Source organism: Prescottella defluvii, from assembly GCF_000738775.1.
Lineage (GTDB): Bacteria > Actinomycetota > Actinomycetes > Mycobacteriales > Mycobacteriaceae > Prescottella > Prescottella defluvii.
Genome location: NZ_JPOC01000052.1, coordinates 1 through 23,931, shown reverse-complemented (window position 1 = coordinate 23,931; position 23,931 = coordinate 1). Strand labels below are relative to the sequence as shown.

Here is a 23,931-nt window from a genome sequence, read left to right as displayed (position 1 = left end):
CTCGGGCGATGGACCCGGTGATCTCGGTTCGCGGACTCACCAAACGCTTCGGTGACGTCCATGCCCTCGACGGCCTCGATCTCGAGGTCGGCCCCGGCGAGGTCCACGGCTTCCTGGGCCCCAACGGTTCCGGCAAGTCCACGACCATCCGGGTGCTGCTCGGGTTGCTGCGCGCCGACGGGGGCGACGTCACGGTCCTCGGCGCCGACCCGTGGCGCGACGCCGTCAGCCTGCACCGGCACCTCGCCTACGTGCCGGGCGATGTGAACCTGTGGCCCAATCTCACCGGCGGCGAGGCGATCGACCTGTTCGGTCGGCTGCGTGGGGGCCTCGACGAGCAACGGCGCCAGGATCTGCTGGAACGCTTCGAACTCGACCCCACCCGCAAGGGCCGCACCTATTCGAAGGGCAACCGGCAGAAGGTCGCGCTGATCGCGGCGCTGGCGGCCGACGCGCAACTGCTCATCCTCGACGAGCCGACGTCCGGCCTGGACCCGTTGATGGAGGCGGTGTTCCAGCAGTGCATCGGCGAGGCGACCCGCGACGGCCGCACGATCCTGCTGTCGAGCCACATCCTGGCCGAGGTGGAGTCGCTGTGCGGGGTGGTCACCATCATCCGCGCGGGCCGGACGGTGCAGAGCGGCACACTGCGCGAGCTGCGGCACCTGACCCGCACGACGGTCACGGCCACCACCCGGCAGTCCCCGGACGGCCTCGCCGCGATGCCGGGTGTGCACAACGTGAAGTCCCTCGACGACCAGGACAACGGCGTCACCTTCGACGTGGACTCCGACCGGATCGACTCGGTGATGTCGTCGCTCACCGGGCTCGGCGTGCTGACGATCACCGCGCACCCGCCGACACTCGAGGACCTGTTCCTGCGCGAGTACAGCGACGAGTTCGATTCGCTGGGCATCGAGCCGCGATGACGGCGCAGGTCGCGGGCATGGAGCGGGCCGTCGAGCCCGTCGGTACCTCGCCCGCGGACCGTCTCTCCGGGACGTGGACGCTCACCCGGCTGGCGCTGCGGGTCGACCGGATCCGGTTGCCGGCGTGGGTGGTCGCGGTCGGCGGTTCGACGGTGCTGCTGGCGTCGAGCTACCAGACGCTCTATCCCACGCCCGAATCGCGGCAGGCGCGCGCCGCGCTCATCGAGTCGCCGGCCGCGACGGCGTTGGCCGGGCCCGGCTACGGGCTGTCCGACTACACGCTCGGCGCGATGGTCGCCAACGAGATCGCCGGCATGACGATGGTGGCGGTCGCGATCATGTCGGTGCTGCTCGTGACCCTGCATCTGCGGACCGAGGAGGAGTCCGGTCGCGCCGAGATGCTGCGGTCGGCGGTGGTCGGGCGCTTCGCGCCGATCACGTCGGGGCTCGCGGTGGTGTTGCTGGCGAACGTGCTGATCGGACTGGTCCTCGGGCTGGGGCTGACCGCGGTGGGCCTGCCGGCGGCCGGGTCGTGGAACCTCGCTGCCGGGGTGTGCATGGTCGGTCTCACCTTCGGCGCGACGTCGGCGCTGTTCTCCCAGGTCACCGAGCATGCCCGCACCGCGAGCGGGCTGGGTCTGGTGGCGGTCGCAGTCGCGTACCTGCTGCGCGCGATCGGCGACGTCCGCGCCAAGGAGGACGGCAGCGTGTGGTCGTGGCTGTCGCCGATCGGCTGGGGGCAGTCCACCCGCGCCTACGTCGACGAGCGGTGGTGGCCGCTGCTGCTCGGCCTGGGCGCGGTGGTGATCGGTGTCGTGCTCGCGTACGCGGTGGTGGGCCGGCGCGATGTCGGCGCGGGTCTGGTGGCCCCGCGCGGCGGGCGGCCCCGCGCGAGCCGAGCATTCACCGGGATCGCGGCACTGACGGTGCGGATGCAGCGCAACCAGATCGTGGCGTGGGGCATCGGTGTCGTCGCGCTCGCCTTCCCGATCGGGGCGCTCGGTCAGCAGGTCGCCGACTTCGTGAACCAGGACCCCCGCCTGGCCGGTCTGCTGCCGGGCGGCGAGAGCAACGCCGCGCAGGGCGCGTTCGCGCTGTATCTGGTGTTCCTGACGCTGATGGCGTGCATGTACGCGCTCACCGCCGTCCAGTCGGCCCGCAACGAGGAGACGTCCGGCCGCGCGGAGGACGTCCTGGCGAGCCCGGTCTCCCGCTGGCGGTGGCTGGGCGCGCAACTGGTGGTGATCACGATCGCCACCGCGGTGATCGTGCTCGCGGCGGGTGCCGCGATGGGTGTCACCGCGGCCGCGACCCTGCACGACGGTGCGATGTTCGGGCGCCTCGTCGGCGCCGCCGCCAACGGCCTGCCCGCGACGTTGACGATCATCGGGCTCACCGCCGCGGTGTACGCCTGGTTCCCGCGACTGCTGGCGATCGTGTGGGTGTACATCAGCTATGCCCTGGTGATCGGGATGTTCCTCGAGGTGCTGCCGAACTGGACCGGGTGGGGTTCGCCGTTCCATTTCACCCCGAACCTGCCGGCGGACGAGTTCGACGTCGTGCCGCTGATCGTGCTGCTCGTCATCGCGGCGGCGCTGTACGCGCTCGCGCTCGTCGGGTTCCGGCGCCGCGACATCCAGTCCTGACCAGCCCGGGAGGTTGCCGTGCCACACATCGAATACCGCCTCCCCCAGCAACTCCGGCTGCGAACGCCACTGCCCGGACCGCGGTCCGTCGAGTGGGCTGCCCGGCGCCGTGCGGCCGTCGGTGCGGGTGTCGCGTCGACGGTGCCGGCGTACGCGGCCGACGCGGACGGCGGCGTGATCGTCGACGTCGACGGGAACTCGCTGATCGATTTCGGTTCGGGCATCGCGGTCACCGGCGCCGGGGCGTCGAACCCTGCGGTCGCCGCGGCGGTGGCCGAGCAGGCCGCGCGGTTCACGCACACCTGTTTCATGGTCACCCCGTACGAGCAGTACGTGCAGGTGTGTGAGCGTCTGATCGAACTCACCCCGGGCGACCACGAGAAGCGGGCGGTGCTGTTCAACTCCGGCGCCGAGGCCGTCGAGAACGCCGTGAAGATCGCCCGCCATGTCACGGGTCGCGGCGCCGTCGTCGCGTTCGACCACGCATATCACGGGCGCACCAACCTGACGATGGCGTTGACGGCGAAAAACCTCCCGTACCGGGACGGGTTCGGGCCGTTCGCCCCCGAGGTCTATCGGATGCCGATGTCGTATCCGTTCCGGGAATCACCGAATCCGGACGGCACCGCGGTCACCGGCGAGCAGGCCGCCCGGCGCGCGATCGAGTTGATGGACAAGCAGATCGGGGCACGACGGATCGCCGCGATCGTGCTCGAGCCGATCCAGGGCGAGGGCGGGTTCATCGTCCCCGCACCAGGATTCGTGCCGACCCTGGCGGTGTGGGCACATGCCCACGGCATCGTGTTCGTCGCCGACGAGGTGCAGACCGGATTCGCCCGCACCGGTGCGTGGTTCGCGTGCGAGCACGAGGGCGTGATCCCGGATCTGATGACACTCGCGAAGGGCATCGCGTCGGGGATGCCACTGTCGGCCGTCGTCGGGCGCGCCGACCTGATCGACGAGGTACACACCGGCGGCCTTGGCGGCACGTACGGCGGCAACCCGGTCGCGTGCGCCGCCGCGCTTGCCACTCTCGACCAGATGCGCGACCTCGATCTGTGCGGGCGAGCCCGCCGGATCGAGGAGATCGTGGTTCCGCGACTGCGGGCCCTCGCCGATCAGGTGGACATCGTCGGCGAGATCCGCGGCCGCGGCGCGATGCTGGCGCTCGAATTCGTCCGGCCCGGCACCCGCGAGCCGAATCCCGAGGCCACCAAGCGGATTGCGGCACGGGCCCTCGAACGCGGCGTCGTCGCCCTCACCTGCGGCACCTACGGCAACGTCATTCGTCTACTGCCGCCCCTGGTCATTCCGGACGGGCTGCTGGCGGAGGGGCTCGGCGTACTCGAGGAGGCGGTCCGAGAAGCCTAGGGTTCAGGGGCTGAACAACGAATCCAGCAATCCCGCACCCGGAGTCACTGCCGCGGCAGCGGTGACGGTTATCGAATGGAAGCCGCGCAGGGTGAACGCGGGCTCGTGAGGAATGCCTCGCCGCGGTTCCGTCCCGCGGACCGGGTATTCGCCAGCACCTTCAGTCTCGCCTCGGCCCGCTGATGCAGGGATGGATTCAGGTCGGTGACAGGCGCCGAAGACGCCAAGTGCATCGCACAAATCAGGCACAGCCGGGTGCCCGCTGCGATCCTGGACTCTTAGCTGATTCAGGGCCCTCAGTCGGCGTGCTCAACTTCGCACTGGTCGAGCATCCGAGCTAGCCTCGCGCTTTCACGCTGACCGACCGGAAGTCCGTGTCACAAACGAAGAATGGTGCCCTGAACTGGGATAATTCGACTTGCGACAGTTGAATCAACACCACTTCGAGGAGCACCATTCAGGTGAGCAAGCCTGCCCGCCCCTACCCCCGCATGTCCGCAGACGCCACTGGAACCGGTGTCGTGTCGCACGCCGGCACTTCTGCTGCTGCGTACCGCCGAGAAAACCGGCCTCACCTGTGCACTGTCGACCGCCTTGGCGCCGTGGCGCAAGCCCCTCGCGACCCACGACCCCGGAAAGATCGTGTTGGACCTCGCGGTCACCCTCGCGCTCGGCGGAGACTGCCTCGCCGACATCGCCCAACTGCGTGCCCACCCGAAGGTGCACGCGTTCATCGAGCACCTGACGAAACGCCGGCTGGGATATTCGGTCGGGTTCGGGCTCACCGACGCGATGGCCGCCGCTGTCGGTCGGCACCTCAGAGGCGCGAAAGATCGAGGCTAGAGACCAGCCACTAATTTGGCTGAAAACTCTGGTCGTAGAGTAGAAGCATCAGGACTGAAATCATCCGGACACGGTTTTGCCCGACGCAGAGCAGCGAACCACTCGCAACCATTTGGAGCAAGATGCGCACACTTCCAGTTCTCTCGATCCTCGGGGCGGCGGCAGCGCTGATGCTAGCGGGGTGCACGAGCGCACCCGAACCACCGCCTGCTGTTGTAGTTCCGAGCACTTCGGACGTACCCGCTGCGGCACCGTCGACACCGGACCCTGTTGGCGTTGATGACGCGGATACGCGGAACAATCCGGTCGAGGTCTACCTTGAATGGCTTGCTGCTTCAAGAGAGCCAGATGCGGCACGGGCGTGTTCTCTGATGTCTGACGAACTCCAGGCCCGCATGCTTTCTAGTTTCGCTGCATCCCTCGGGACGCAATTCCCGGACTGCGAAACCATGGTCACGACGACAGCGGCGATGTACGCCGCCACTGGAGCGAGCGCTGATGTAGACGTCGACGTCGTATCTGAAACGGCAACAGAGGCGACCCTGTTCGCTACCTACGTCGGTAGCGGGAAGTGCGGCACGATCCACCTCAGGTCCACCGGTTCGGGTTGGATTCTCACGGAACAGAGCGAGGGGTGCGTCAGCTAGCCTCGCGCTTTCACGCTGACTGACCGGAAGTCCGTGTCACAAACGAAGAATGGTGCCCTGAAACGGGATAGTTCGACTTGCGACAGTTGAATCAACACAAGTTCGAGGAGCACCATTCAGGTGAGCAAGCCTGCCCGCCCCTACCCCCGCATGTCCGCAGACGCCACTGGAACCGGTGTCGTGTCGCACGCCGGCACCCTTCTGCTGCTGCGTACCGCCGAGAAAACCGGCCTCACCTGTGCACTGTCGACCGCCTTGGCGCCGTGGCGCAAGCCCCTCGCGACCCACGACCCCGGAAAGATCGTGTTGGACCTCGCGGTCACCCTCGCGCTCGGCGGAGACTGCCTCGCCGACATCGCCCAACTGCGTGCCCACCCGAAGGTCTTCGGCTCAGTCGCCTCCGACCCGACCGTCTCCCGCCTGGTCGCCGTCCTCGCTGCCGACGCCCCGAAAGCGCTCGCGGCGATCAACACCGCCCGCCGCGCGGCGCGGTCGAACGCCTGGGCGGCGGCCCGTGAACACGCCCCCGACCACCACGCCGACGCCGCCAACCCACTTGTGATCGACCTCGACGCCACCCTCGTCACCGCGCACTCCGACAAGGAGAAGGCCGCGCCGAACTACAAGCGCGGCTACGGTTTCCATCCTCTGTGCGCGTTCGTCGACCACGGCGACGGCGGAACCGGAGAGCCGGTCGCGATGCTGCTGCGCGCCGGCAACGCCGGCTCGAACACCGCCGCCGACCACATCACCGGCGTCAATTACGCGCTCGCGCAGCTGCCGTCCGCCCCCGGATACCGAGTCGGCCGCGCAGTCCTGATCCGCACCGATGGTGCCGGCGGCACCCACGCGTTCATCGAGTACCTGACGAAACGCCGGCTGGGATATTCGGTCGGGTTCGGGCTCACCGACGCGATGGCCGCCGATGTCGCGTTGATCCCGGCCGGCGTGTGGACCCCCGCCTACGATGCCGACGGGAAGGTCCGCGACGGCGCCTGGTCGCCGAATTGACCGGCCTGCTGGATCTCTCGGGCTGGCCGAAAGGGATGCGGGTGATCGTCCGGAAGGAACGACCTCATCCCGGAGCGCAGCTGCGATTCACCGACTACGAGGGGCTGCGGTTGACCGCGTTCGCCACCAACACCACCCGCGGCCAACTGTCGGATCTGGAGTTGAGGCACCGCCGCCGAGCGCGCTGCGAGGACCGTATCCGGACCGCGAAACACACCGGCCTGCAGAACCTTCCGCTCCATGGATTCGACCAGAATCGGATCTGGCTCGCGGTCGTTCAGTTGGCGTGTGAACTGACCGCCTGGACCCAGATGCTCGCTTTCGGCGACGATCCGGCACGGCGGTGGGAACCCAAACGCCTGCGACTGCGCCTGTTCTCCATCGCCGGGCGCATCGCCCGCCACGCCCGCCGCATCCACCTGAGACTGTCCGCGAACGCACCCCACGTCGACCTGCTGACCACCGCGCTCACCCGACTGGCGAAGCTGCCGGCACCGACCTGACCGTCAAGCTGCCGGACCGGCCGAGATGAAAGGGCCAGCCGCTTTCGGGGCCGTGGACCCCGACGCCAACCGACCGCGTCGGGCACTCGCCCGTTGCCGAACATCGGTTTCCCGGCCGAAAGGACCAATCCGAACAGCTCAGGCCGGCACCTCAGAGGCGCGAAAGATCGAGGCTAGCGGGAATCCCCCTGCGAAGGGTCGGATTTCGGGCCGCGGTAGCGGCCCGATTGGTTGTCTAATAAACGCTCGGTGCGGGGGCGAATCTACGTTGACGTCATCTGCGGTGGTGGATCCTTTCAATCCAATGGACGATCGCCAGGCGGAGTTGATCGCGTGTTTTTCCAACGCTGCCAGTCGAGGACGTTGCGTTGAAGCAATGCGAAGAGCGACTCCATTGCAGCGTTGTCTCCACAGGCGCGGACGTACCCCATCGAACCCTGCACAGGTCAGCACAGCGCCTTGGCGACGACCTGCCGATCAGTTGGGCCAATGATGCTGTCGAGGAACTGACGTCACTGCCCTACACAATCATTCGCCGGACGTAGGTTCGGTACTTGCTACATGCCACGAAAAGATCAAACGCCTCGATCTACTGATCCCGGACGGCTGTCCGGGCGGCCTCGAAGTTCCCGAGGCCGCGATCCGCCGTACCTACACATACGGCGCCGCAACCAGTCCCAGTTCCGCGTCCGTCGCGAGCAACCGATGGTGCGGCAGAACCCGGACCGTGTACCCCACCGAGCCCGACACCGGCAGCGGCGTCACCGTTTCGAATACCTCTCCGAGCCCGTCGGTGCCGGTGTGGACCATGGGCACCGCGGTGACGTCGGTGAGGTCGTCGTTCGGCCCCACCCGTCCGAGCACGGCCTGTACCACGACGTCGTCCGGTGCGAGACCGCCGAGTCGCACGAATGCTCGCAGCGACAGGTCGGCGCCGATCTCCGGATTGTCGGGCAGGCCGGCGCTGTCGACCTGCGCCACCTGCACCCCCGGCCACGCCGCGCCCACGCGGCGCCGGTACTCGGCCAGCTCGCGGGCCCCAGTAAATTTGTCGGGCAGCACCTTCCGGGCCGCGACTGCCGCCGGTGCGTAGTACTCGACGGCGTAGTCCCGGACCATCCGCGACGCCAGCACCTTCGGGCCGAGCGTCTGCAGCGTGTGCCTCACCATCTCGAGCCAGCGGGTCGGCAGGCCGGCACCGTCGCGCTCGTAGAACCGGGGCAGCACCGACCGCTCCAGCAGTTCGTACAGTGCGGTGGCCTCGAGGTCGTCGCGGCGGGTCTCGTCGGCGACACCGTCTGCGGTGGGGATGGCCCAGCCGTTCTCGCCGTCGAACATCTCGTCCCACCACCCGTCCCGGATGGACAGGTTGAGGCCGCCGTTGAGCGCCGACTTCATGCCCGACGTCCCGCAGGCCTCCAGCGGGCGGAGCGGATTGTTGAGCCACACATCGCAACCCCAGTACAGGTACCGCGCCATCGACATGTCGTAGTCGGGCAGGAACACGATCCGGTGCCGCACGTCGTGCTGGTCGGCGAACCGCACCACCTGCTGGATCAGCGCCTTGCCGCCCTCGTCGGCGGGATGACTCTTGCCGGCCACCACGAGTTGCACGGGACGCTCGTCGTCGAGCAGCATCGCCTTCAATCGTTCGGCGTCGCGCAGCATCAGCGTCAACCGCTTGTAGGTCGGGACGCGTCGCGCGAAGCCGACGGTCAGCACGTTCGGGTCGAACACCTCTGCGGTCCAACCGAGTTCGGCCTCGGTGGCGCCGCGCTCGAGCCACGACGCGCGGACCCGGCGGCGCACCTCGTCCACCAGCTGCGCCCGCAGCGTGTTCCGGGTCGACCACAGTTCACCGGAGTCGATCTCCCGCAACCGTTCCCAGCCGCGGGCCTCCTCCAACAGGTCCGACCCCACCAGCCGGCGACCCAGGTCCATCCACTCGCGGGCCGCCCACGTCGGCGCGTGCACACCATTGGTGACCGAGCCGATCGGCACCTCGGCGGCGTCGAAACCGGGCCACAGCGACTCGAACATCCCCCGGCTCACCTCGCCGTGCAGCTTCGAGACACCGTTGGCGCGCTGCCCCAACCGCAGACCCATGTGCGCCATGTTGAACAGGCCGGGGTCGTTCTCGCCACCGAGCGCGAGGATGCGGTCCACCCCCAGGCCGGGGAGCAGCGTCGAATCCTGTTCCCCCTCACTGCCACCGAAGTAGCGGCGCACCAGCTCGGTCGGGAACCGGTCGATGCCCGCCGGGACCGGGGTGTGCGTCGTGAACACGGTGCCCGCGCGCACCGCCGCAAGGGCGGCATCGAAGTCCAGTGCGGACGTGGTGATGAGCTCCCGGATGCGTTCGAGCCCGAGGAAACCTGCGTGCCCCTCGTTCATGTGGAACACCTCGGGGTCGGCGATCCCGTGCGCGCGGGTGTAGGCGCGCACCGCGCGGACGCCGCCGATGCCGGCGAGGATCTCCTGCTTGATCCGGTGGTCCTGGTCGCCGCCGTACAGCCGGTCGGTCACCGCCCGCAGCTCGGGGTCGTTCTCCGCGATGTCCGAGTCGAGCAGCAGCAGCGGCACCCGCCCGACCTGCGCGATCCACACCCGCGCCCGCAGCACACGGCCGCCGGGCATCGCGATGTGAATCAGCACCGGCGCCCCAGGTCCGCCGTCCCCGCCGCCCTCGGTGAGCAGCCGCAGCGGCAGGCCCTGTGGGTCGTGGGCCGGATAGTGCTCGGCCTGCCAACCGTCCGCGGTGAGCGACTGCCGGAAGTAGCCGGAGCGGTACAGCAGCCCGACACCGATCAGCGGCAGGCCCAGATCCGACGCGGCCTTGAGGTGGTCGCCGGCGAGGATCCCGAGCCCGCCGGAGTAGTTCGGCAGCACCTCGGTGACCCCGAACTCCATCGAGAAATAGGCGATCCCTGTCGCCAGGGCGGCGCCCTTGCCGATCTGGTCCTGATACCAGCGGGGCCGGGTCAGATAGTCGTCCAGATCGGCGGCTGCGCGGTCCAGTTCGCTCAGGAACGCGTCGTCGACGGCCAATTCGTCGAGTCGGTACGGATCCACCTCGCCGAGCATCCGGACCGGATCGTGCCTGACCGCCGTCCATAGCTCGGGGTCAATCGAGGCGAACAGGTCCTGCGTCTCCGGGTGCCACGACCAGCGCAGATTGGTCGACAGCTGTCCCAGGGCCGCGAGACGCTCGGGCAGATGGGCTCGGACGGTGAACCGACGCAGGGCTTTCACGCCGCGAACACTACCCATGTTCGGGGCCGCTCATGCGCCGAGTCGGGACACCTCCCGCACCGTGATCACGTCCGCCAGACGGCGGTGAATTCGTACCAGGGACCACCCAGGTGCGTCGCGGTGAAGTCGTCGAAACCTGCCGGCGGTCCGGCCGGCGAATAGGCCCACCCGGAACTGACGGTGATCCCGAGACCACCGGCTTCGACGAAGTAGACCGCTCCGCCGGTGGCCTGCACGTAGTGGAAGTCGAAGCGGCCGATCTCGACGTCCCTGAGCGACTGTTCGGGCCCGGCAATGACGTCGAGAGCGATCCGTTCGAAATCCGGTCGCAGTTCGTCGAAGCTCGGCGGCGGGAAGAACAGCGCACCGGCAACCGCGGCGATCACCATCGCGGGCGCAGCGAGGACCCACCAGGACCGGCGCCGGTCCCGGCCCACGAAGTACAGCGTGCGGATCGCCCACACCAGGCCCGCGACAGCGAGGACGAGCATCGCTGCGCCACCGAACAGCAGCGGATCCGCCCACCGCGCGTCCCCGAATCTCGACGGCCACCAGTCGTAGTGGATGCACACGACCACCCCCACGGCGACGCCGACGATCGCGGCGAGGACGCGGCCCGGCGGACGACTGTGTGCGTTGGTGGCCTCGGCAGCACTCTGCAACTCCCCCATGCAGCGACGGTACCGGCGCACGACGGCGCCCTCCGGTTCCGTCGACGGTGGAGACGGAACCGGAGGGCGCGGGTGACTACTTCCTGACTACTTCCTGTCGGCCGATCTGCCGGCTGCTACAGCCCCCCGAGCAGCAGATGGAGCAGTCCTCCGACGAGGTCGATCAATCCGGCTACAAGTCCCATACGGCATCCTTACGGTCCGGCTTCCTTCGAAGCGTCGAGTACTACGCCGTGAACGGTATTCGCGCCGAATTGCCCCGGGATTGCCGTGAGTAAATGATTCGTAAAGTCGATCTCACCGATTTCTCCGCTCACGATCCCGACACCGCGCGACCCACTGAACTACCGTTGGTCCATCACCTAGACCCTGTCCCCGGACAGTCGGAGCCCGAACGGAGTACGTGTGACAGGCCGCCTCGCCATCGACGATGTGCTGCCCGCGATCGACGGCGGTCGTTTCCCGGCCAAGGCCGTCGTCGGCGAGGTGTTCCCGGTGTCCGCGACGGTGTGGCGCGAGGGTCACGACACCGTGGCGGCGACGCTGGTCGTCGAGGGCCCCGGCGGGCCGTCCGACACCGTGCGGATTCCGATGCATCCGGGCCCGCAGCTGGACGCGTTCCATGCGACGTTCGCCCCGACCGCTGTCGGGACCTGGAGCTACCGCATCGAGGCGTGGGGCGATCCGATCACGACGTGGCGGCACGCGGTGGAGGCGAAGCTCGGCGTCGGGCAGGGGCCGGAGGATCTGGCAAACGACCTCGAACTCGGGGCGCGCCTGTTCGAGCGGGCCGCCGACGGCGCGGACCGGTTCGACCGCGACCGCCTGCTCGCGGTCGCGGCGTCCCTGCGCTCGGACCGTCAGCTGCCGGTCCGGGTCGCGCCGGCGTTCGCCGCCGATGTCGCGGCGGCACTGCGGGCGCGGCCGCTGCGCGAACTGGTGACGTCGTCCCGAGGCTACGACGTCACCGTCGACCGTCGACGCGCGCTGTTCGGGTCCTGGTACGAGTTCTTCCCCCGCTCCACCGGCGGCCGGGACGTGCACGGCGCACCCCGGCACGGCACCTTCGCCACCGCGGCCGCGGACCTGCCCCGCATCGCCGCGATGGGCTTCGATGTCGTGTATCTGCCGCCGATCCATCCGATCGGCGAGGTGAACCGCAAGGGCCCCAACAACTCCCGGACCGCTGGACCGGACGACGTCGGCTCACCGTGGGCGATCGGATCCGGGGACGGCGGTCACGACGCGATCCATCCCCGGCTCGGGACCGAAGCCGACTTCGAGGCCTTCGTGGCCGCCTCCGCGCGACTCGGGCTCGAGGTGGCACTCGATCTCGCGCTGCAGTGCGCACCCGATCATCCGTGGGCCCGTGAGCATCCCGAGTGGTTCGTCCAGCTACCCGACGGCACCATCGCGTTCGCGGAGAACCCGCCCAAGAAATACCAGGACATCTATCCCCTCGACTTCGACCACGATACCGAGGGCATCCACGCCGAGGTGTTGCGCGTCGTGCGGCACTGGGTCCGGTTGGGCGTCAAGATCTTCCGCGTCGACAATCCGCACACCAAGCCGCCGAGCCTGTGGGAGTGGCTCATCGGCGAGGTGAAGCGGACCGACCCGGACGTGCTGTTCCTGTCCGAGGCGTTCACCCGGCCCGCACGCCTGTACGGACTCGCCAAGCGCGGGTTCACGCAGTCGTACACGTATTTCACGTGGCGGATCTCCAAGTGGGAGCTCACCGAGTTCGGCCACGAGATCGCGGCGAAGGCCGACGAGGCCAGGCCGAACCTGTTCGTCAACACCCCCGACATCCTGCACGAGAGCCTGCAGCACGGCGGCCCGGGCATGTTCGCGCTGCGGGCGGCGCTGGCGGCGACACTGTCCCCCACGTGGGGCGTGTACTCGGGCTACGAACTGTACGAGCACGTCGCGGTCCGTCCCGGCAGCGAGGAGTACCTGGACTCGGAGAAGTTCCAGCTGCGCCCCCGCGACTACGCCGACGCCCGCGCCCGCGGCGAATCCCTCGAGCCGTGGATCACGACGCTGAACCGGATCCGGCGGGCACACCCGGCGCTGCAGCAGTTGCGCAACATCCACTTCCACCACGTCGACAACGACTCGCTCATCGCGTACTCGAAGTTCGATCCGGCCACCGGCGACGCCGTCCTGATCGTGGTGAACCTCGACCCGTTCGGCGCCGAGCAGGGCTTCGTGTCCCTCGACATGCCGGCCCTCGGACGGGACTGGCACGATCACCTGTCCGTGCACGACCGGGTCAGCGGCGAGCACTACGAATGGGGCCGGCACAACTTCGTCCGCCTCGAACCGTGGCGGGCGTCGGCGCACATCCTGGCGCTGCCACCGATCCCGCTCGAGACCCGTCGGCGTCTCGCGGACCGGGACCACAATCCGTGACCGCGCCCGCCGAGGCGTGTCCGCCGGACCCGCGCGACCTCGCGCTGCTGGTCCGCGGCACCCACCACGATCCGCATGCCGTGCTCGGGGCGCATCCCCGACCCGACGGCACGGTGGTGCGGGCGCTGCGCCCGGGCGCCCTGTCGGTGTCGGTGCGGATCGGCGACACCGACCACCCGCTGCACCCGCTCGGCGACGACGTCTTCAGTGCACTGCTCCCGCTCCCCCACCTCGCCGACTACCGCCTCGTCGTGACCTACCCGGGCGACCACGTCGAGGTGACCGCCGACGGCTACCGGTTCCTGCCGACCCTCGGCGAACTGGACCTGCACCTGTTCGGGGAGGGCCGGCACGAACGGCTGTGGGACGTCCTCGGCGCGCACCCGCGGACCTACGACACCGCCGACGGCGTCGTCCACGGCACCTCGTTCGCGGTGTGGGCTCCCGGCGCGCGCGGTGTCGCGGTGACCGGCAACTTCGACCTGTGGGGCGGTCGCACCTTCCCGATGCGTGTGCTCGGCGGGGTCGGCGTGTGGGAGGTGTTCGTCCCCGACATCGGTGCCGGCGAGATGTACAAGTTCCGGATCCACGGCCGCGACGGCAGCGTCCGTGACAAGGCCGATCCGATGGCGTTCGCGACGGAGGTCCCGCCGGCGACCGCCTCGATCGTCACCGCATCGGCGCACCGCTGGTCGGACGACGACTGGATGGCAGCCCGCGCCGGCTCGGAGCCGAGCCGGGAACCGATGAGCGTGTACGAGATCCACCTCGGGTCGTGGCGTCCGGGCCTGAGCTACACCGAACTCGCCGAGGAACTCAGTGCGTACGTCATCGAGTCCGGGTTCACGCACGTCGAACTGCTGCCCGTGGCCGAACACCCGTACGGCGGCTCGTGGGGCTACCAGGTGACGTCGTACTACGCGCCGACGGCCCGCTTCGGGACGCCCGACGACTTCCGCGCGTTCGTCGACCGACTGCACCGCGCCGGCATCGGCGTCATCGTGGACTGGGTGCCGGCACACTTCCCCAAGGACGAGTGGGCGTTGGCCCGGTTCGACGGCTCCCCGCTCTACGAGCACGCCGATCCGCAGCGCGGCGAGCAACTCGACTGGGGCACGTACGTGTTCGACTTCGGCCGCCGCGAGGTCCGCAACTTCCTGGTCGCCAACGCCCTGTACTGGCTCGACGAGTTCCACGTCGACGGGCTACGGGTCGACGCCGTCGCGTCGATGCTCTACCTCGACTACTCCCGGTCACCCGGGCAGTGGACACCCAACGTCCACGGGGGGCGGGAGAACCTCGAGGCGGTGGCGTTCCTGCAGGAGATGAACGCGACCGTGCACAAACATCACCGGGGCGTCGTGACCATCGCGGAGGAGTCGACGTCGTGGCCGGGCGTGACCCGCGGCACCAACGTCGGCGGCCTCGGGTTCACCATGAAGTGGAACATGGGCTGGATGCACGACACCCTCCGGTATCTGCGACGCGACCCCGCCCACCGCACCTTCCACCACCACGAGATCACGTTCTCGCTCATGTACGCGTGGAGCGAGAACTACCTGCTGCCGCTCAGTCACGACGAGGTCGTGCACGGCAAGGGCACGCTGTGGTCGCGTATGCCGGGCGACGACCGTGCGAAGGCGGCCGGCGTGCGCGCACTACTGGCGTACATGTGGGCGCACCCCGGCAAGCAGTTGCTGTTCATGGGGCAGGAGTTCGGGCAGCAGGCCGAGTGGTCCGAGGAACACGGACTCGACTGGCACGAACTCGAGGACCCGGTGACCGGCGACCTGCACCACGGCATCCACGCCCTCGTGTGCGCTCTCAACGCCGCCTACCGCGCCAATCCGGCGTTGTGGACGCTGGACACCTCCCCCGGCGGATACTCGTGGATCGACGCGAACGACACCGAGAACAACGTCCTCAGCTTCCTGCGGTACGGCAGCGACGGCTCGATCGTCGCCTGCCTGTACAACTTTTCGGGGTCCGCGCACGCGCAGTATCGTGTGGGCTTGCCCGAACCGGGCAATTGGTCTGAGATTCTCAATACCGATGCACAGGAGTTCCGCGGGTCGGGCTTGGGCAATTTCGGCTCGGTGACGGCCCTGGAGCGGCCGTGGCACGGCCGCCCGGCGTCGGCGGAGGTGACGCTCCCGGCGAGTGCGGCGATCTGGATGCGGCTGGAGAGGTGAGGGACACGCGGTGACCGGACGAGATCAGTGACGCGCACACGGCGACCGGCGGGTGCCTTCGCGACCGTTCTCCTGCTGTCGACGGTGGCGATGAGTCTGGTCGCCGGATGCTCGTCGACGATCGACGGGCTCGCGGTGTCCATCTACGACGACCCGTTCACGGTGGCCGGACTCCCCGCGCAGGGCGGTCCGAGCGGACCCCGTGCGGGCGCGCCGGAGTCCACCCGCACCGTCACCGACGGCGACGGCGGCGCAATCGACACGCTCGGCGCGAACGCGATCGCCGACATCGAGGACTACTGGGCGGCCGAGTACCCGACGGTCTTCAAGGGCACGTTCCGGCCGGTCGCCGACCTGGCATCGTGGGACCCCGACGACACCGGCGGCCGCCGCTTCTGCGGACTGTCCACCGAGGACCTCCTCAACGCCGCGTACTGCGTCAAGCAGGACACGATCGGCTGGGACCGCGCCTACCTGCTGCCGAACCTGGTCGACGCCTTCGGTCCGATGTCGGTGGTGATGGTGCTGGCCCACGAGTACGGTCACGCGATCCAGCAGAAGGCCGGACTGGTCGGCGAGGACGACCCGGGCATCGTGTACGAGCAGCAGGCCGACTGTTTCGCGGGCGCGTTCATCCGTCACGTCGCCGAGGGACGCGCCCAACGCTTCACCCTCAACACCTCCGACGGGCTCAATTCGGTGCTCGCGGCGACGGTCTCGGTGCGCGACACCGACCCCGGCGATCCCGACTCGATCCACGGGTCGGCCTTCGAACGCGTCACCGCCGCACAGATCGGCTTCACCGACGGGGCGGGGGCGTGCACCCGCATCGACGCTGACGAGATCACCTCACGCCGCGCCGATCTGCCGCAACGATTCGACGGGCGCACCGACGACGGCGAACTGCCGGTGACGGCGGAGTCGTTGACCACCATCTTCGAGTCGTTCGGGACGGTGTTCGCGCTCGCCGACCCGCCGACCCTCGATCTCACCGGCGTCGACACCGACTGCTCGGACGCGGACGCCACCGAACCGGTCGCCTACTGTCCCGCCACCAACACGATCGGCGTCGACGTCCCGGCCCTCGCCGAACGTGGACGACCGAACACGCCGGCCGGCGACGGCATCCTCAGCGCCGACGTCACCGGCGACTACGGCGCCTACGTCCTGCTCGCCTCCCGCTACACCCTCGCGGTGCAGAAGGCGGCGGGGCTGTCGCTGTCGGGACCCCAGGCGGCACTGCGCGCGGCGTGCCTGTCGGGTGCGGTCACCGCGGCGCTCAGCCCGGATCAGGCGATCCCCACCGACACCCGCACGGTATGGCTGTCCCCCGGGGACCTCGACGAGGCCATCTCCGGTCTGCTGTCCGACGGCCTCGCCGCCAGCGACGTCGACGGCAACACCGTGCCCAGTGGATTCTCCCGCGTCGACGCGTTCCGGACCGGCGTCCTCGGCGGACAGCAAACCTGCGACGGCCGCTACCGCTGAGGGATCAGTACAGCGCCGACGCGAGCTTGCGACGGGCCGTGACCAACACCGGTTCCGCCGGGTCGAACAGCTCGAACAGTTCGAGCAGACGGGTCCGCACGGCCGTCCGGTCATCGCCCGCGGTGCGCCGGACGAGGGCGATCAGCCGGTCGAACGCGGCTTCGGGCTGCTGCGAGTACAGCTCGGCGTCGGCCGCGGCGAACTGGGCGTCGAGCGAGTCGGGCCGGGCGTCCGCGGCCTCGATCGCGTCGTCGGGCAGTTCCTGCACCCGACCGAGGAAACGCACCTGCCGCAGCGCGGCGAGTGCCTGCTCGTTGGCGGGCTCGGAGTTGAGAATCAGGTTGTAGGCGGCCTCCGCGCCGGCGAAGTCCCCGTCGTCGAGGGCATTCTCGGCGGCCACGAAGCGCGGATCCTCCGGTTCGGGCTCCGGCTCGGATCCGTCGCCGGACGGCGGGCCGGTCAGTTTGCCCTGGACGGCCTCCTGCAGGGCCGCGATCCACTGACGCAACTGGGGTTCGGGCTGAGCGCCGGCGAAGTCCGCGAGCGGCTGACCACCGGCGATCGCGACGACCGTCGGCACCGACTGGACGCCGAAGGCCTGCGCGATACCCGGATTGGCGTCGACGTCGATCTTCGCGAGGACCCAGTTGCCGCCGCCCTCGTGGGCGAGCTTCTCGAGCACCGGGGAGAGCTGCTTGCACGGTCCGCACCACGTGGCCCACAGATCGACGATCACCAGCACCTGCATGGATCGCTCGAGCACCTCGGCCTGGAAGGTGGCCTCGGTGACATCGATGACCGGCGCGAGTCCGGTGGTGTTCTCCGGGACCGCGTCGCCTACCGGCGGGCCCGCGGGCGCGCTCGGCGGCTGCTGTGCGCGGTCCTTGAGACCGGACAGGTCGACGGCTCCGGACATGGCCGCAGCGATACGAGGGGACGGACGAGAACCAGGTCGAGTCACGGATTCAGTTTGTCACGAGTGGCGGGCGGGCAGCCATTCCGGCCCGCCACCGGGGCGTCCGTCAGGCGATCGCGGGTGCCGACTTCGCCGACCCCGCGATCGACAGCTCACCGAGACTGCCGTTGCGGGCGGCCCAGCGCTCGAACCAGATGGTCATGAACGGCGGGATGCTGGAGACCATCGCGAGGGCGAGCGTCTTGAAGTCCCACTTGACGGCGCGCGCGGTGAACAGCGCGACGATCACGTAGATCACGAAGATCGCACCGTGGATCGGTCCGAAGATCTTCACCCCGATCTCCGGGCCGCTCTCGGGCAGGTACTTGAAGGCCATACCGATCAGCAGACCGGCCCAGCTGAACGCCTCCAGGACAGCCACGAAACGGAAACGCTTGGGCCACGAACTGAGATCGAAGAAATTCGCCATGGCCGCCATTGTGCCCGAGAAACTACGACACCCCGTAGTTGAGACTCGTCACAGTCCCGACCACGGGGTGCCGCACAGGCGTATGTAACTACTTCTTCGGCACCCGGACGATCAGGGCGTCGCCCTGTCCGCCGCCACCACACAGTGCGGCCGCACCGACACCGCCGCCGCGGCGCTGCAGCTCCAATGCCAGGTGCAGCGCGATCCGCGCGCCCGACATGCCGAGCGGGTGACCGATCGCGATCGCACCGCCGTTGACGTTCACCTTCGCGGCGTCGATGCCCAGCTCACGGGTCGACGCGATACCCACGGCCGCGAACGCCTCGTTGATCTCGACGACGTCGAGGTCCTTGGGATCGATGCCCTCACGCTCGCACGCGCGGGCGATCGCGCGGGCCGGCTGGGACTGCAGCGTCGAATCGGGACCGGCGACGACGCCGTGCGCACCGATCTCCGCGATCCACTCGAGACCCAACTCCTCGGCCTTGGCCTTGCTCATCACGACCACCGCGGCCGCGCCGTCGGAGATCTGCGACGCGGTGCCGGCGGTGACGGTGCCGTCCTTCGCGAACGCCGGGCGCAGCTTGGCGAGCGACTCGACGGTGGTGTCGGCGCGGATGCCCTCGTCGGCGCTGACGACGATCGGCTCACCGCGACGCTGCGGGACCGCCACCGGTACGACCTCGTCGGCGAACAGTCCGTCCTTCCATGCACGGGCGGCGTTCTGGTGCGACGCGGCCGCGAAGGCGTCCTGCTCCTCACGCGTGATCCGCTGGTCCTCGTCCTGGTTGCGCTGCTCGGTGAGGTTGCCCATCGGCTGATCGGTGAAGATGTCGTGCAGGCCGTCGTACGCCATGTGGTCACGCAGCGTGACGTCGCCGTACTTGAAGCCCTCACGGCTCTTCTCGAGCATGTGCGGGGCCCGCGACATCGACTCCTGGCCGCCCGCGACGACGACCTCGAACTCGCCCGCCCGGATTAACTGGTCGGCCAGCGCGATCGCGTCGACACCCGACAGGCACACCTTGTTGATCGTGAGCGCGGGGACGCTCATCGGGATGCCCGCGGCCACGGCGGCCTGACGCGCCGGCATCTGGCCCACGCCGGCGGTGAGGACCTGACCCATGATCACGTACTCGACCTGTTCGGGCGCCACACCGGCCTTCTCCAGCGCACCCTTGATCGCTACGCCGCCGAGGTCGGAGCCCGACAGGTCCTTCAGGGATCCGAGCAGGCGCCCCACGGGGGTCCGTGCCCCGGCAACGATGACAGAAGTGGTCAAGATTCCTCCAGCGGTCGAGCTTGGTCCGGGGCACCGGCTCAGCCGTGGCCCCGCGCGAACAGTTCAAACGGTAGCGCTACCGTTTGACACATGACATCTTCCTCCCCCAGCACCGCCGCGAGCGGACTGGCCTCCGAGCTGGTGACCGCGATCGACCACGTCGGTATCGCCGTGCCGGATCTCGACGTCGCGATCGCGTGGTACGGCAAGCACCTCGGCATGGTCAACATGCACGAGGAGGTCAACGAGGAGCAGGGCGTCCGCGAGGCCATGCTCGGCTACCCGGGTCAGGCCGCCGGTGCCGCCGCGATCCAGCTCCTCGCTCCGCTCAACGAGGACTCCACGATCGCCAAGTTCATCGGTCGCAGCGGCCCGGGCCTGCAGCAGCTGGCCTTCCGCGTCACCGACATCGACGCGATCAGTGCGCAGCTCCGCGCCGACGGCGTGCGACTGCTGTACGACGCCCCGCGCCGCGGCACCGCCAACTCGCGGATCAACTTCGTCCACCCGAAGGACGGCGGCGGCGTGCTCATCGAGCTGGTCGAGCCCGCGGCCGACGGCGGACACTGACCCGGAGTTTTCCGATGTCGCCACGGAGTGGGCCGGTATGACGACGCCGGTTCCACTCCGCGGGCGCCGACGCCATCCTCGCCGGTAGATTGGCAGGCATGGCCTACGATCACGACCGCGGCATGCCGTTCACCATCGTCCGCAAGGGGTACGACAAGGACGAGGTTCGGCGTTACTACGACCGCTTCGACTCGGAGCTCCGACTCACCGCGACCGACCGCGATGCCGCCGCAGCCCAGGCCCGCGAACTCGCCGTCCAGCTCGAGGACGCGCGGGACGAGATCGACGAACTCCGCCGCGACGTCGATCGGCTGTCCGTGCCGCCCACCACCGCGGAGGGCATGAGCGAACGCATCTCTCGCATGCTGCGCCTGGCCTCCGACGAGGCCTCCGAGGTGCGCGCGAAGGCGGAGGCGGATGCCGCCGAGATGGTTTCGGTCGCCGAGCAGGAGAGCGAACGACTCCGCCTGCTCTACGAGAACAAGATCAAGGAGCTCGAGGACCGACGCGTGGCCCTCGAACGCGAACACGAACAGACCATGACCGCCGCCCGGACGGAAGGCACCAGGATCGTCGAGGCGGCCGTCGCCGAGCGCGACCGTCTCACCGCCGAGGCCGAGGCGAAGCGCGCACAGGTCCATCAGGACTTCGAGATCACGATGGCCGAACGCCGTGCCAAGACGCTTGCGGCGATCGAGGAACAAGAGACGACCAGCAAGGCCGAGGCCCACCGACGTCTCACCGACGCCAGCCGGGAGGCGCAGCGTCGCGTGCAGGTCGCAACCGAACAGGCCGAACGAAAGATCGCACACGCGAAGGAACTGGCCGAGGAACTCCGTGTGTTGCGCGGTCGAATCCTCGCGCAGCTGCTCGGCATTCGCGGCCAACTCGATTCGGTCCCGGCGATGCTCGCCTCCGTCAACCGCGAGGCGGAACTCCTCGACAACTCCGAGTCCCAGGCCGCCGCACCGGATCGTGAGTCGGCGCGGTCCGGAGACGAGTCCGACGGATCCACTCCGTCATCGGCGCAGCAGCCTACGCGAACCAGGTAGCCGGCTAGGACCAGCGCCGCGTCAGTCCCCGCGTACGACGGCCGGCCCAGCACCCCGTGTGCCAGTGCCGGCGGTCGTCCGCTCCACCGGAATCGGACGGCCACGCCACGACGTGTGCCACGCCGGGCCGCACCTCCTGATCGCATCCAGGGCAGCGATACGCCTTCGTGGCCCGCGCGCCGGGAATCTGACGGACCATGAACCGTTCGTCGTCGTAGCCGGACGGACCCGACTCTTCCCGGGCGAGAGCATTGCCGAACAGGCTGCCGCCGACGTGCTCGCCCTCCGACTCGCTGCGACGGTGGGGTCTACGGGGCTGATTGCGGCGCGGCACCACCCCAGTCTAGGGGCCCGCCGTCGCGGGACCGCGACGACTCAGAACAGCCGGAACTCGGTGCTCTCGGTACCGCGCAGAGCCTCGTAGTCGAGGACCAGGCAGCGAATGCCCCGGTCCGTCGCGAGCGTCTTGGCCTGCGGCTTGATCTGCTGGGCCGCGAAGACACCGGTCACCGGCGCCAGCAGCGGGTCCCGGTTGAGCAGTTCGAGGTAGCGGGTGAGCTGTTCGACGCCGTCGATCTCACCACGCCGCTTGATCTCGACAGCGACAGTGCCGCCATCGGCGTTGCGGCACAGCAGGTCGACGGGTCCGATCGCCGTCATGTATTCGCGGCGGACGAGCGTGAAACCGGCGCCGAGGGTTTCTACGTGCTCGGCCAACAGTTCCTGCAGGTGCGCCTCGACACCGTCCTTCACCAGTCCCGGATCGATACCGAGTTCGTGACTCGAGTCGTGCTCGATCTCCTCGATGGTGATCCGGAGTTCCTCCCCGGCCTTGTTGGTGACGACCCACAGTTGCTTGGGCGCACCGTCCTCGGTCTCGCCGTCTGTGGTCTCTACCAGCCAGCACGGCGGACTCATCCAGTTCAGGGGCTTGTACGCGCGGTCGTCGGCGTGGATGCTGACCGAGCCGTCCGCCTTGACGAGCAGTAGCCGGCGGGCCATCGGCAGGTGGGACGTCAGGCGACCGACGTAATCGACACGGCAACGAGCAATGACAAGACGCACTCGGCCCACCCTAGTGGATCGAATACTCTCGAACGACCATGGACCCGCGCCGCGCAGTCGACACCCCGCTCGGCTCCCGCCTGCTCGGAACACCCTCGGAGACACCACGCATCCGACGGATCCGGGTGCAGACGCTCCTCACGACATCGCTGCTCGGGGCCAATCTCGTCGGCGCCGCGGTCGTCGCGGTGCTCGTCACCTTCGTGGTGCCGGGACCCGACCTGCTCGAGCCTCAGTTCCGTTTCCTCGACTTCGTCTTCGTGCCGGTGTATCTGGCCGTCGCACTGCTGGCCGGAACCATCATGGGCACCCGGCGCGCACTGCGCAGCCTGCAGTGGATCGTCCACAACCGACCGCCCACCGATCGGGACAGGATGACGGCACTGACGATGCCGTGGCGGCTGACCAGGATGCAGGTCGGGCAGTGGACGATCGCACTGCTGCTCCTGACCCCCGCCTACGCGCTCGTCGACCCGGAGACCGTCCCGAAGATCTCGTTCACCATCGCCTTCGGTGGCATCACCATCTGCGCCTTCAGCCACATCTTCAGTGAGTTCGCACTGCGCCCGGCCGCGGCCCGTGCACTCGAGACCGGTGCACGGCCGAACGTGCGACTCGGCGGCGTGGTCGGACGCACCCTGCTCGCCTGGATCCTCGGCACCGGCGTGCCCGTCGCCGGGTTGATGATCGTCGCCGCATACAGCTACACCAGCAAGGACACCACGCTCACCCAGCTCGTGGTCGCCGTCATCGGACTGGGCACGATCACCCTGTTCTTCGGCCTCCTGCTCATCCTGCTCAATGCACAGGCCACCGTGGCCCCCATTCGCTCCGTGAAAACGGGGATGAGCCGCATCGAGGAAGGTCAACTCGACACCCGCGTCGTCGTGTACGACGGCACCGAACTCGGCGAACTCCAGTCCGGTTTCAACCGGATGGCCGACGGCCTCCGCGAGCGCGAACGGATCCGGGACCTCTTCGGGCGGCACGTCGGGCAGGCTGTCGCCGAGGCCGCGCTCGTCGCTCCTCCCCGCCTCGGCGGCGAGGAACGCGACGTCGCGATCTTCTTCGTCGATCTGGTCGGCTCCACCGAGCTTGCCGCGACGCGGCCGCCCACCGAAGTGGTCGACCTGCTCAACCGGTTCTTCGAGGTGGTCGTCGACGAGGTCGACCGCCACGGCGGATTCGTCAACAAGTTCGAAGGCGACGCCGCGCTCGCGATCTTCGGGGCCCCGCGCGACCTCCCCGACGCCGCAGGTCATGCGTTGGCCGCGGCGCGCGCCATCCGACGCAGACTCCCCGTCGAGGTCCCGGAATGCCGTGCCGCCGTCGGAGTCGCGGCCGGCACCGCGGTCGCCGGAAACGTCGGGGCCCGTGAACGATTCGAGTACACGGTGATCGGGGATCCGGTCAACGAGGCCGCACGACTGTCCGAGCTGGCGAAGTCTGATCCGGCAGCACTGCTCGCCTCGTACACCACCGTCGAACTGGCCGACGATTCCGAGGCTCGGCACTGGGTGAGCGGCGAGTCGGTCGTTCTCCGTGGGCGTCCGACGCCGACACGGCTCGCTCACCCCATCGGATCCGACTCCGGTCTCGACCCCGAGCG

General features: G+C 68.9%; 16 protein-coding genes and 3 pseudogenes. 11 read left to right on the top strand and 8 right to left on the bottom strand.

What is annotated here, in order from left to right; all coding sequences use genetic code 11:
* Positions 1-8 precede the first annotated feature (8 nt).
* The 5 genes and pseudogenes from IJ15_RS0118530 (at position 9) to IJ15_RS24900 (ending at position 6,950) form a co-directional block, all read left to right on the top strand.
* Positions 9-929: an ABC transporter ATP-binding protein gene (locus tag IJ15_RS0118530; protein WP_031939842.1), complete on the top strand. Its 921-nt coding sequence runs from the start codon at positions 9-11 to the stop codon at positions 927-929.
* On the top strand, positions 926-2,575 hold the full coding sequence (locus tag IJ15_RS0118525) for an ABC transporter permease (protein ID WP_031939841.1): 1,650 nt from the start codon (positions 926-928) through the stop codon (positions 2,573-2,575). Before IJ15_RS0118530 ends, IJ15_RS0118525 begins: the two co-directional genes overlap by 4 nt.
* Positions 2,576-2,593: 18 nt before the next feature.
* Positions 2,594-3,946, top strand: a complete 1,353-nt coding sequence (gene gabT / locus IJ15_RS0118520) for a 4-aminobutyrate--2-oxoglutarate transaminase (RefSeq protein ID WP_031939840.1) — start codon at positions 2,594-2,596, stop codon at positions 3,944-3,946.
* 461 nt (positions 3,947-4,407) lie between these two features.
* A pseudogene (locus IJ15_RS0118515) lies at positions 4,408-4,681 on the top strand (transposase); the annotation flags it as partial.
* 875 nt (positions 4,682-5,556) lie between these two features.
* Positions 5,557-6,950, top strand: a pseudogene (locus IJ15_RS24900) (IS1380 family transposase).
* A gap of 277 nt (positions 6,951-7,227) precedes the next feature.
* Here the strand turns inward: IJ15_RS24900 and IJ15_RS25650 are convergent.
* The 3 genes and pseudogenes from IJ15_RS25650 to IJ15_RS0118495 all read right to left on the bottom strand — a co-directional run.
* Positions 7,228-7,393: pseudogene (locus tag IJ15_RS25650) on the bottom strand (IS3 family transposase); the annotation flags it as partial.
* A gap of 208 nt (positions 7,394-7,601) precedes the next feature.
* Positions 7,602-10,202 carry an alpha-glucan family phosphorylase gene (glgP, locus tag IJ15_RS0118500; RefSeq protein WP_031939837.1) on the bottom strand — a complete coding sequence of 867 codons (2,601 nt, stop codon included), beginning with the start codon at positions 10,200-10,202 and terminating at the stop codon, positions 7,602-7,604.
* A 65-nt stretch (positions 10,203-10,267) separates the two neighbouring features.
* The gene (locus IJ15_RS0118495) at positions 10,268-10,873 is read right to left on the bottom strand and encodes a DUF1109 family protein (RefSeq protein WP_031939836.1); all 606 of its coding nucleotides are present in this window, start codon (positions 10,871-10,873) and stop codon (positions 10,268-10,270) included.
* Positions 10,874-11,278: 405 nt separating this feature from the next.
* On the opposite strand from IJ15_RS0118495, the gene IJ15_RS0118485 reads away from it, so the two are divergent.
* The 3 genes from IJ15_RS0118485 to IJ15_RS0118475 all read left to right on the top strand — a co-directional run bounded on the left by IJ15_RS0118485 (position 11,279) and on the right by IJ15_RS0118475 (position 16,968).
* Positions 11,279-13,288, top strand: coding sequence for a maltotransferase domain-containing protein (locus IJ15_RS0118485; protein WP_031939834.1), 2,010 nt, complete (start codon positions 11,279-11,281; stop codon positions 13,286-13,288).
* A complete protein-coding gene (gene glgB, locus IJ15_RS0118480) occupies positions 13,285-15,480 on the top strand; it encodes a 1,4-alpha-glucan branching protein GlgB (RefSeq protein ID WP_031939833.1) in 2,196 nt (731 codons plus the stop codon). The genes IJ15_RS0118485 and glgB overlap by 4 nt, the downstream gene beginning before the upstream one ends.
* Positions 15,481-15,570: 90 nt before the next feature.
* A complete protein-coding gene (locus IJ15_RS0118475) occupies positions 15,571-16,968 on the top strand; it encodes a neutral zinc metallopeptidase (RefSeq protein ID WP_156112145.1) in 1,398 nt (465 codons plus the stop codon).
* Between the two features lie 4 nt (positions 16,969-16,972).
* On the opposite strand, the gene IJ15_RS0118470 is transcribed toward IJ15_RS0118475, so the two are convergent.
* From IJ15_RS0118470 to IJ15_RS0118460, 3 genes are all read right to left on the bottom strand, one after another.
* Positions 16,973-17,884, bottom strand: coding sequence for a tetratricopeptide repeat protein (locus tag IJ15_RS0118470; protein WP_031939831.1), 912 nt, complete (start codon positions 17,882-17,884; stop codon positions 16,973-16,975).
* Positions 17,885-17,990: 106 nt separating this feature from the next.
* Positions 17,991-18,362 (bottom strand): DUF3817 domain-containing protein, encoded by a 372-nt coding sequence (locus IJ15_RS0118465; protein ID WP_197059859.1) that lies wholly within the window; start codon positions 18,360-18,362, stop codon positions 17,991-17,993.
* 79 nt (positions 18,363-18,441) lie between these two features.
* Positions 18,442-19,635, bottom strand: coding sequence for an acetyl-CoA C-acetyltransferase (locus tag IJ15_RS0118460; protein WP_031939829.1), 1,194 nt, complete (start codon positions 19,633-19,635; stop codon positions 18,442-18,444).
* Positions 19,636-19,725: 90 nt separating this feature from the next.
* Here IJ15_RS0118460 and mce point away from each other — a divergent pair, with 90 nt between their 5' ends.
* Both mce and IJ15_RS0118450 read left to right on the top strand, forming a co-directional pair.
* Positions 19,726-20,205, top strand: coding sequence for a methylmalonyl-CoA epimerase (gene mce, locus IJ15_RS0118455; protein WP_031939828.1), 480 nt, complete (start codon positions 19,726-19,728; stop codon positions 20,203-20,205).
* Positions 20,206-20,303: 98 nt separating this feature from the next.
* Complete coding sequence (locus IJ15_RS0118450) at positions 20,304-21,257, top strand: coiled-coil domain-containing protein (protein WP_031939827.1); 954 nt, start codon at positions 20,304-20,306, stop codon at positions 21,255-21,257.
* A gap of 4 nt (positions 21,258-21,261) precedes the next feature.
* On the opposite strand, the gene IJ15_RS0118445 is transcribed toward IJ15_RS0118450, so the two are convergent.
* Entirely contained in the window at positions 21,262-21,591 is a 330-nt protein-coding gene (locus IJ15_RS0118445; RefSeq protein WP_031939826.1) for a hypothetical protein, read from the bottom strand.
* Between the two features lie 41 nt (positions 21,592-21,632).
* Positions 21,633-22,322 carry an endonuclease NucS gene (nucS, locus tag IJ15_RS0118440; RefSeq protein WP_031939825.1) on the bottom strand — a complete coding sequence of 230 codons (690 nt, stop codon included), beginning with the start codon at positions 22,320-22,322 and terminating at the stop codon, positions 21,633-21,635.
* A gap of 38 nt (positions 22,323-22,360) precedes the next feature.
* On the opposite strand from nucS, the gene IJ15_RS0118435 reads away from it, so the two are divergent.
* A partial coding sequence (locus tag IJ15_RS0118435) for an adenylate/guanylate cyclase domain-containing protein (protein ID WP_031939824.1) occupies positions 22,361-23,931 on the top strand: 1,571 nt, incomplete at its 3' end.

What these genes read in the sequence shown, in the direction of transcription:
- IJ15_RS0118450 (WP_031939827.1), top strand. Translation starts at nt 20,304, where the DNA reads ATGGCCTACGATCACGACCGCGGCATGCCGTTCACCATCGTCCGCAAG.
- IJ15_RS0118530 (WP_031939842.1), top strand. Translation starts at nt 9, where the DNA reads ATGGACCCGGTGATCTCGGTTCGCGGACTCACCAAACGCTTCGGTGAC.
- mce (WP_031939828.1), top strand. Translation starts at nt 19,726, where the DNA reads ATGACATCTTCCTCCCCCAGCACCGCCGCGAGCGGACTGGCCTCCGAG.
- IJ15_RS0118495 (WP_031939836.1), bottom strand. Translation starts at nt 10,873, where the DNA reads ATGGGGGAGTTGCAGAGTGCTGCCGAGGCCACCAACGCACACAGTCGT.
- IJ15_RS0118470 (WP_031939831.1), bottom strand. Translation starts at nt 17,884, where the DNA reads ATGTCCGGAGCCGTCGACCTGTCCGGTCTCAAGGACCGCGCACAGCAG.
- IJ15_RS0118525 (WP_031939841.1), top strand. Translation starts at nt 926, where the DNA reads ATGACGGCGCAGGTCGCGGGCATGGAGCGGGCCGTCGAGCCCGTCGGT.
- IJ15_RS0118465 (WP_197059859.1), bottom strand. Translation starts at nt 18,362, where the DNA reads ATGGCGGCCATGGCGAATTTCTTCGATCTCAGTTCGTGGCCCAAGCGT.
- IJ15_RS0118475 (WP_156112145.1), top strand. Translation starts at nt 15,571, where the DNA reads ATGAGTCTGGTCGCCGGATGCTCGTCGACGATCGACGGGCTCGCGGTG.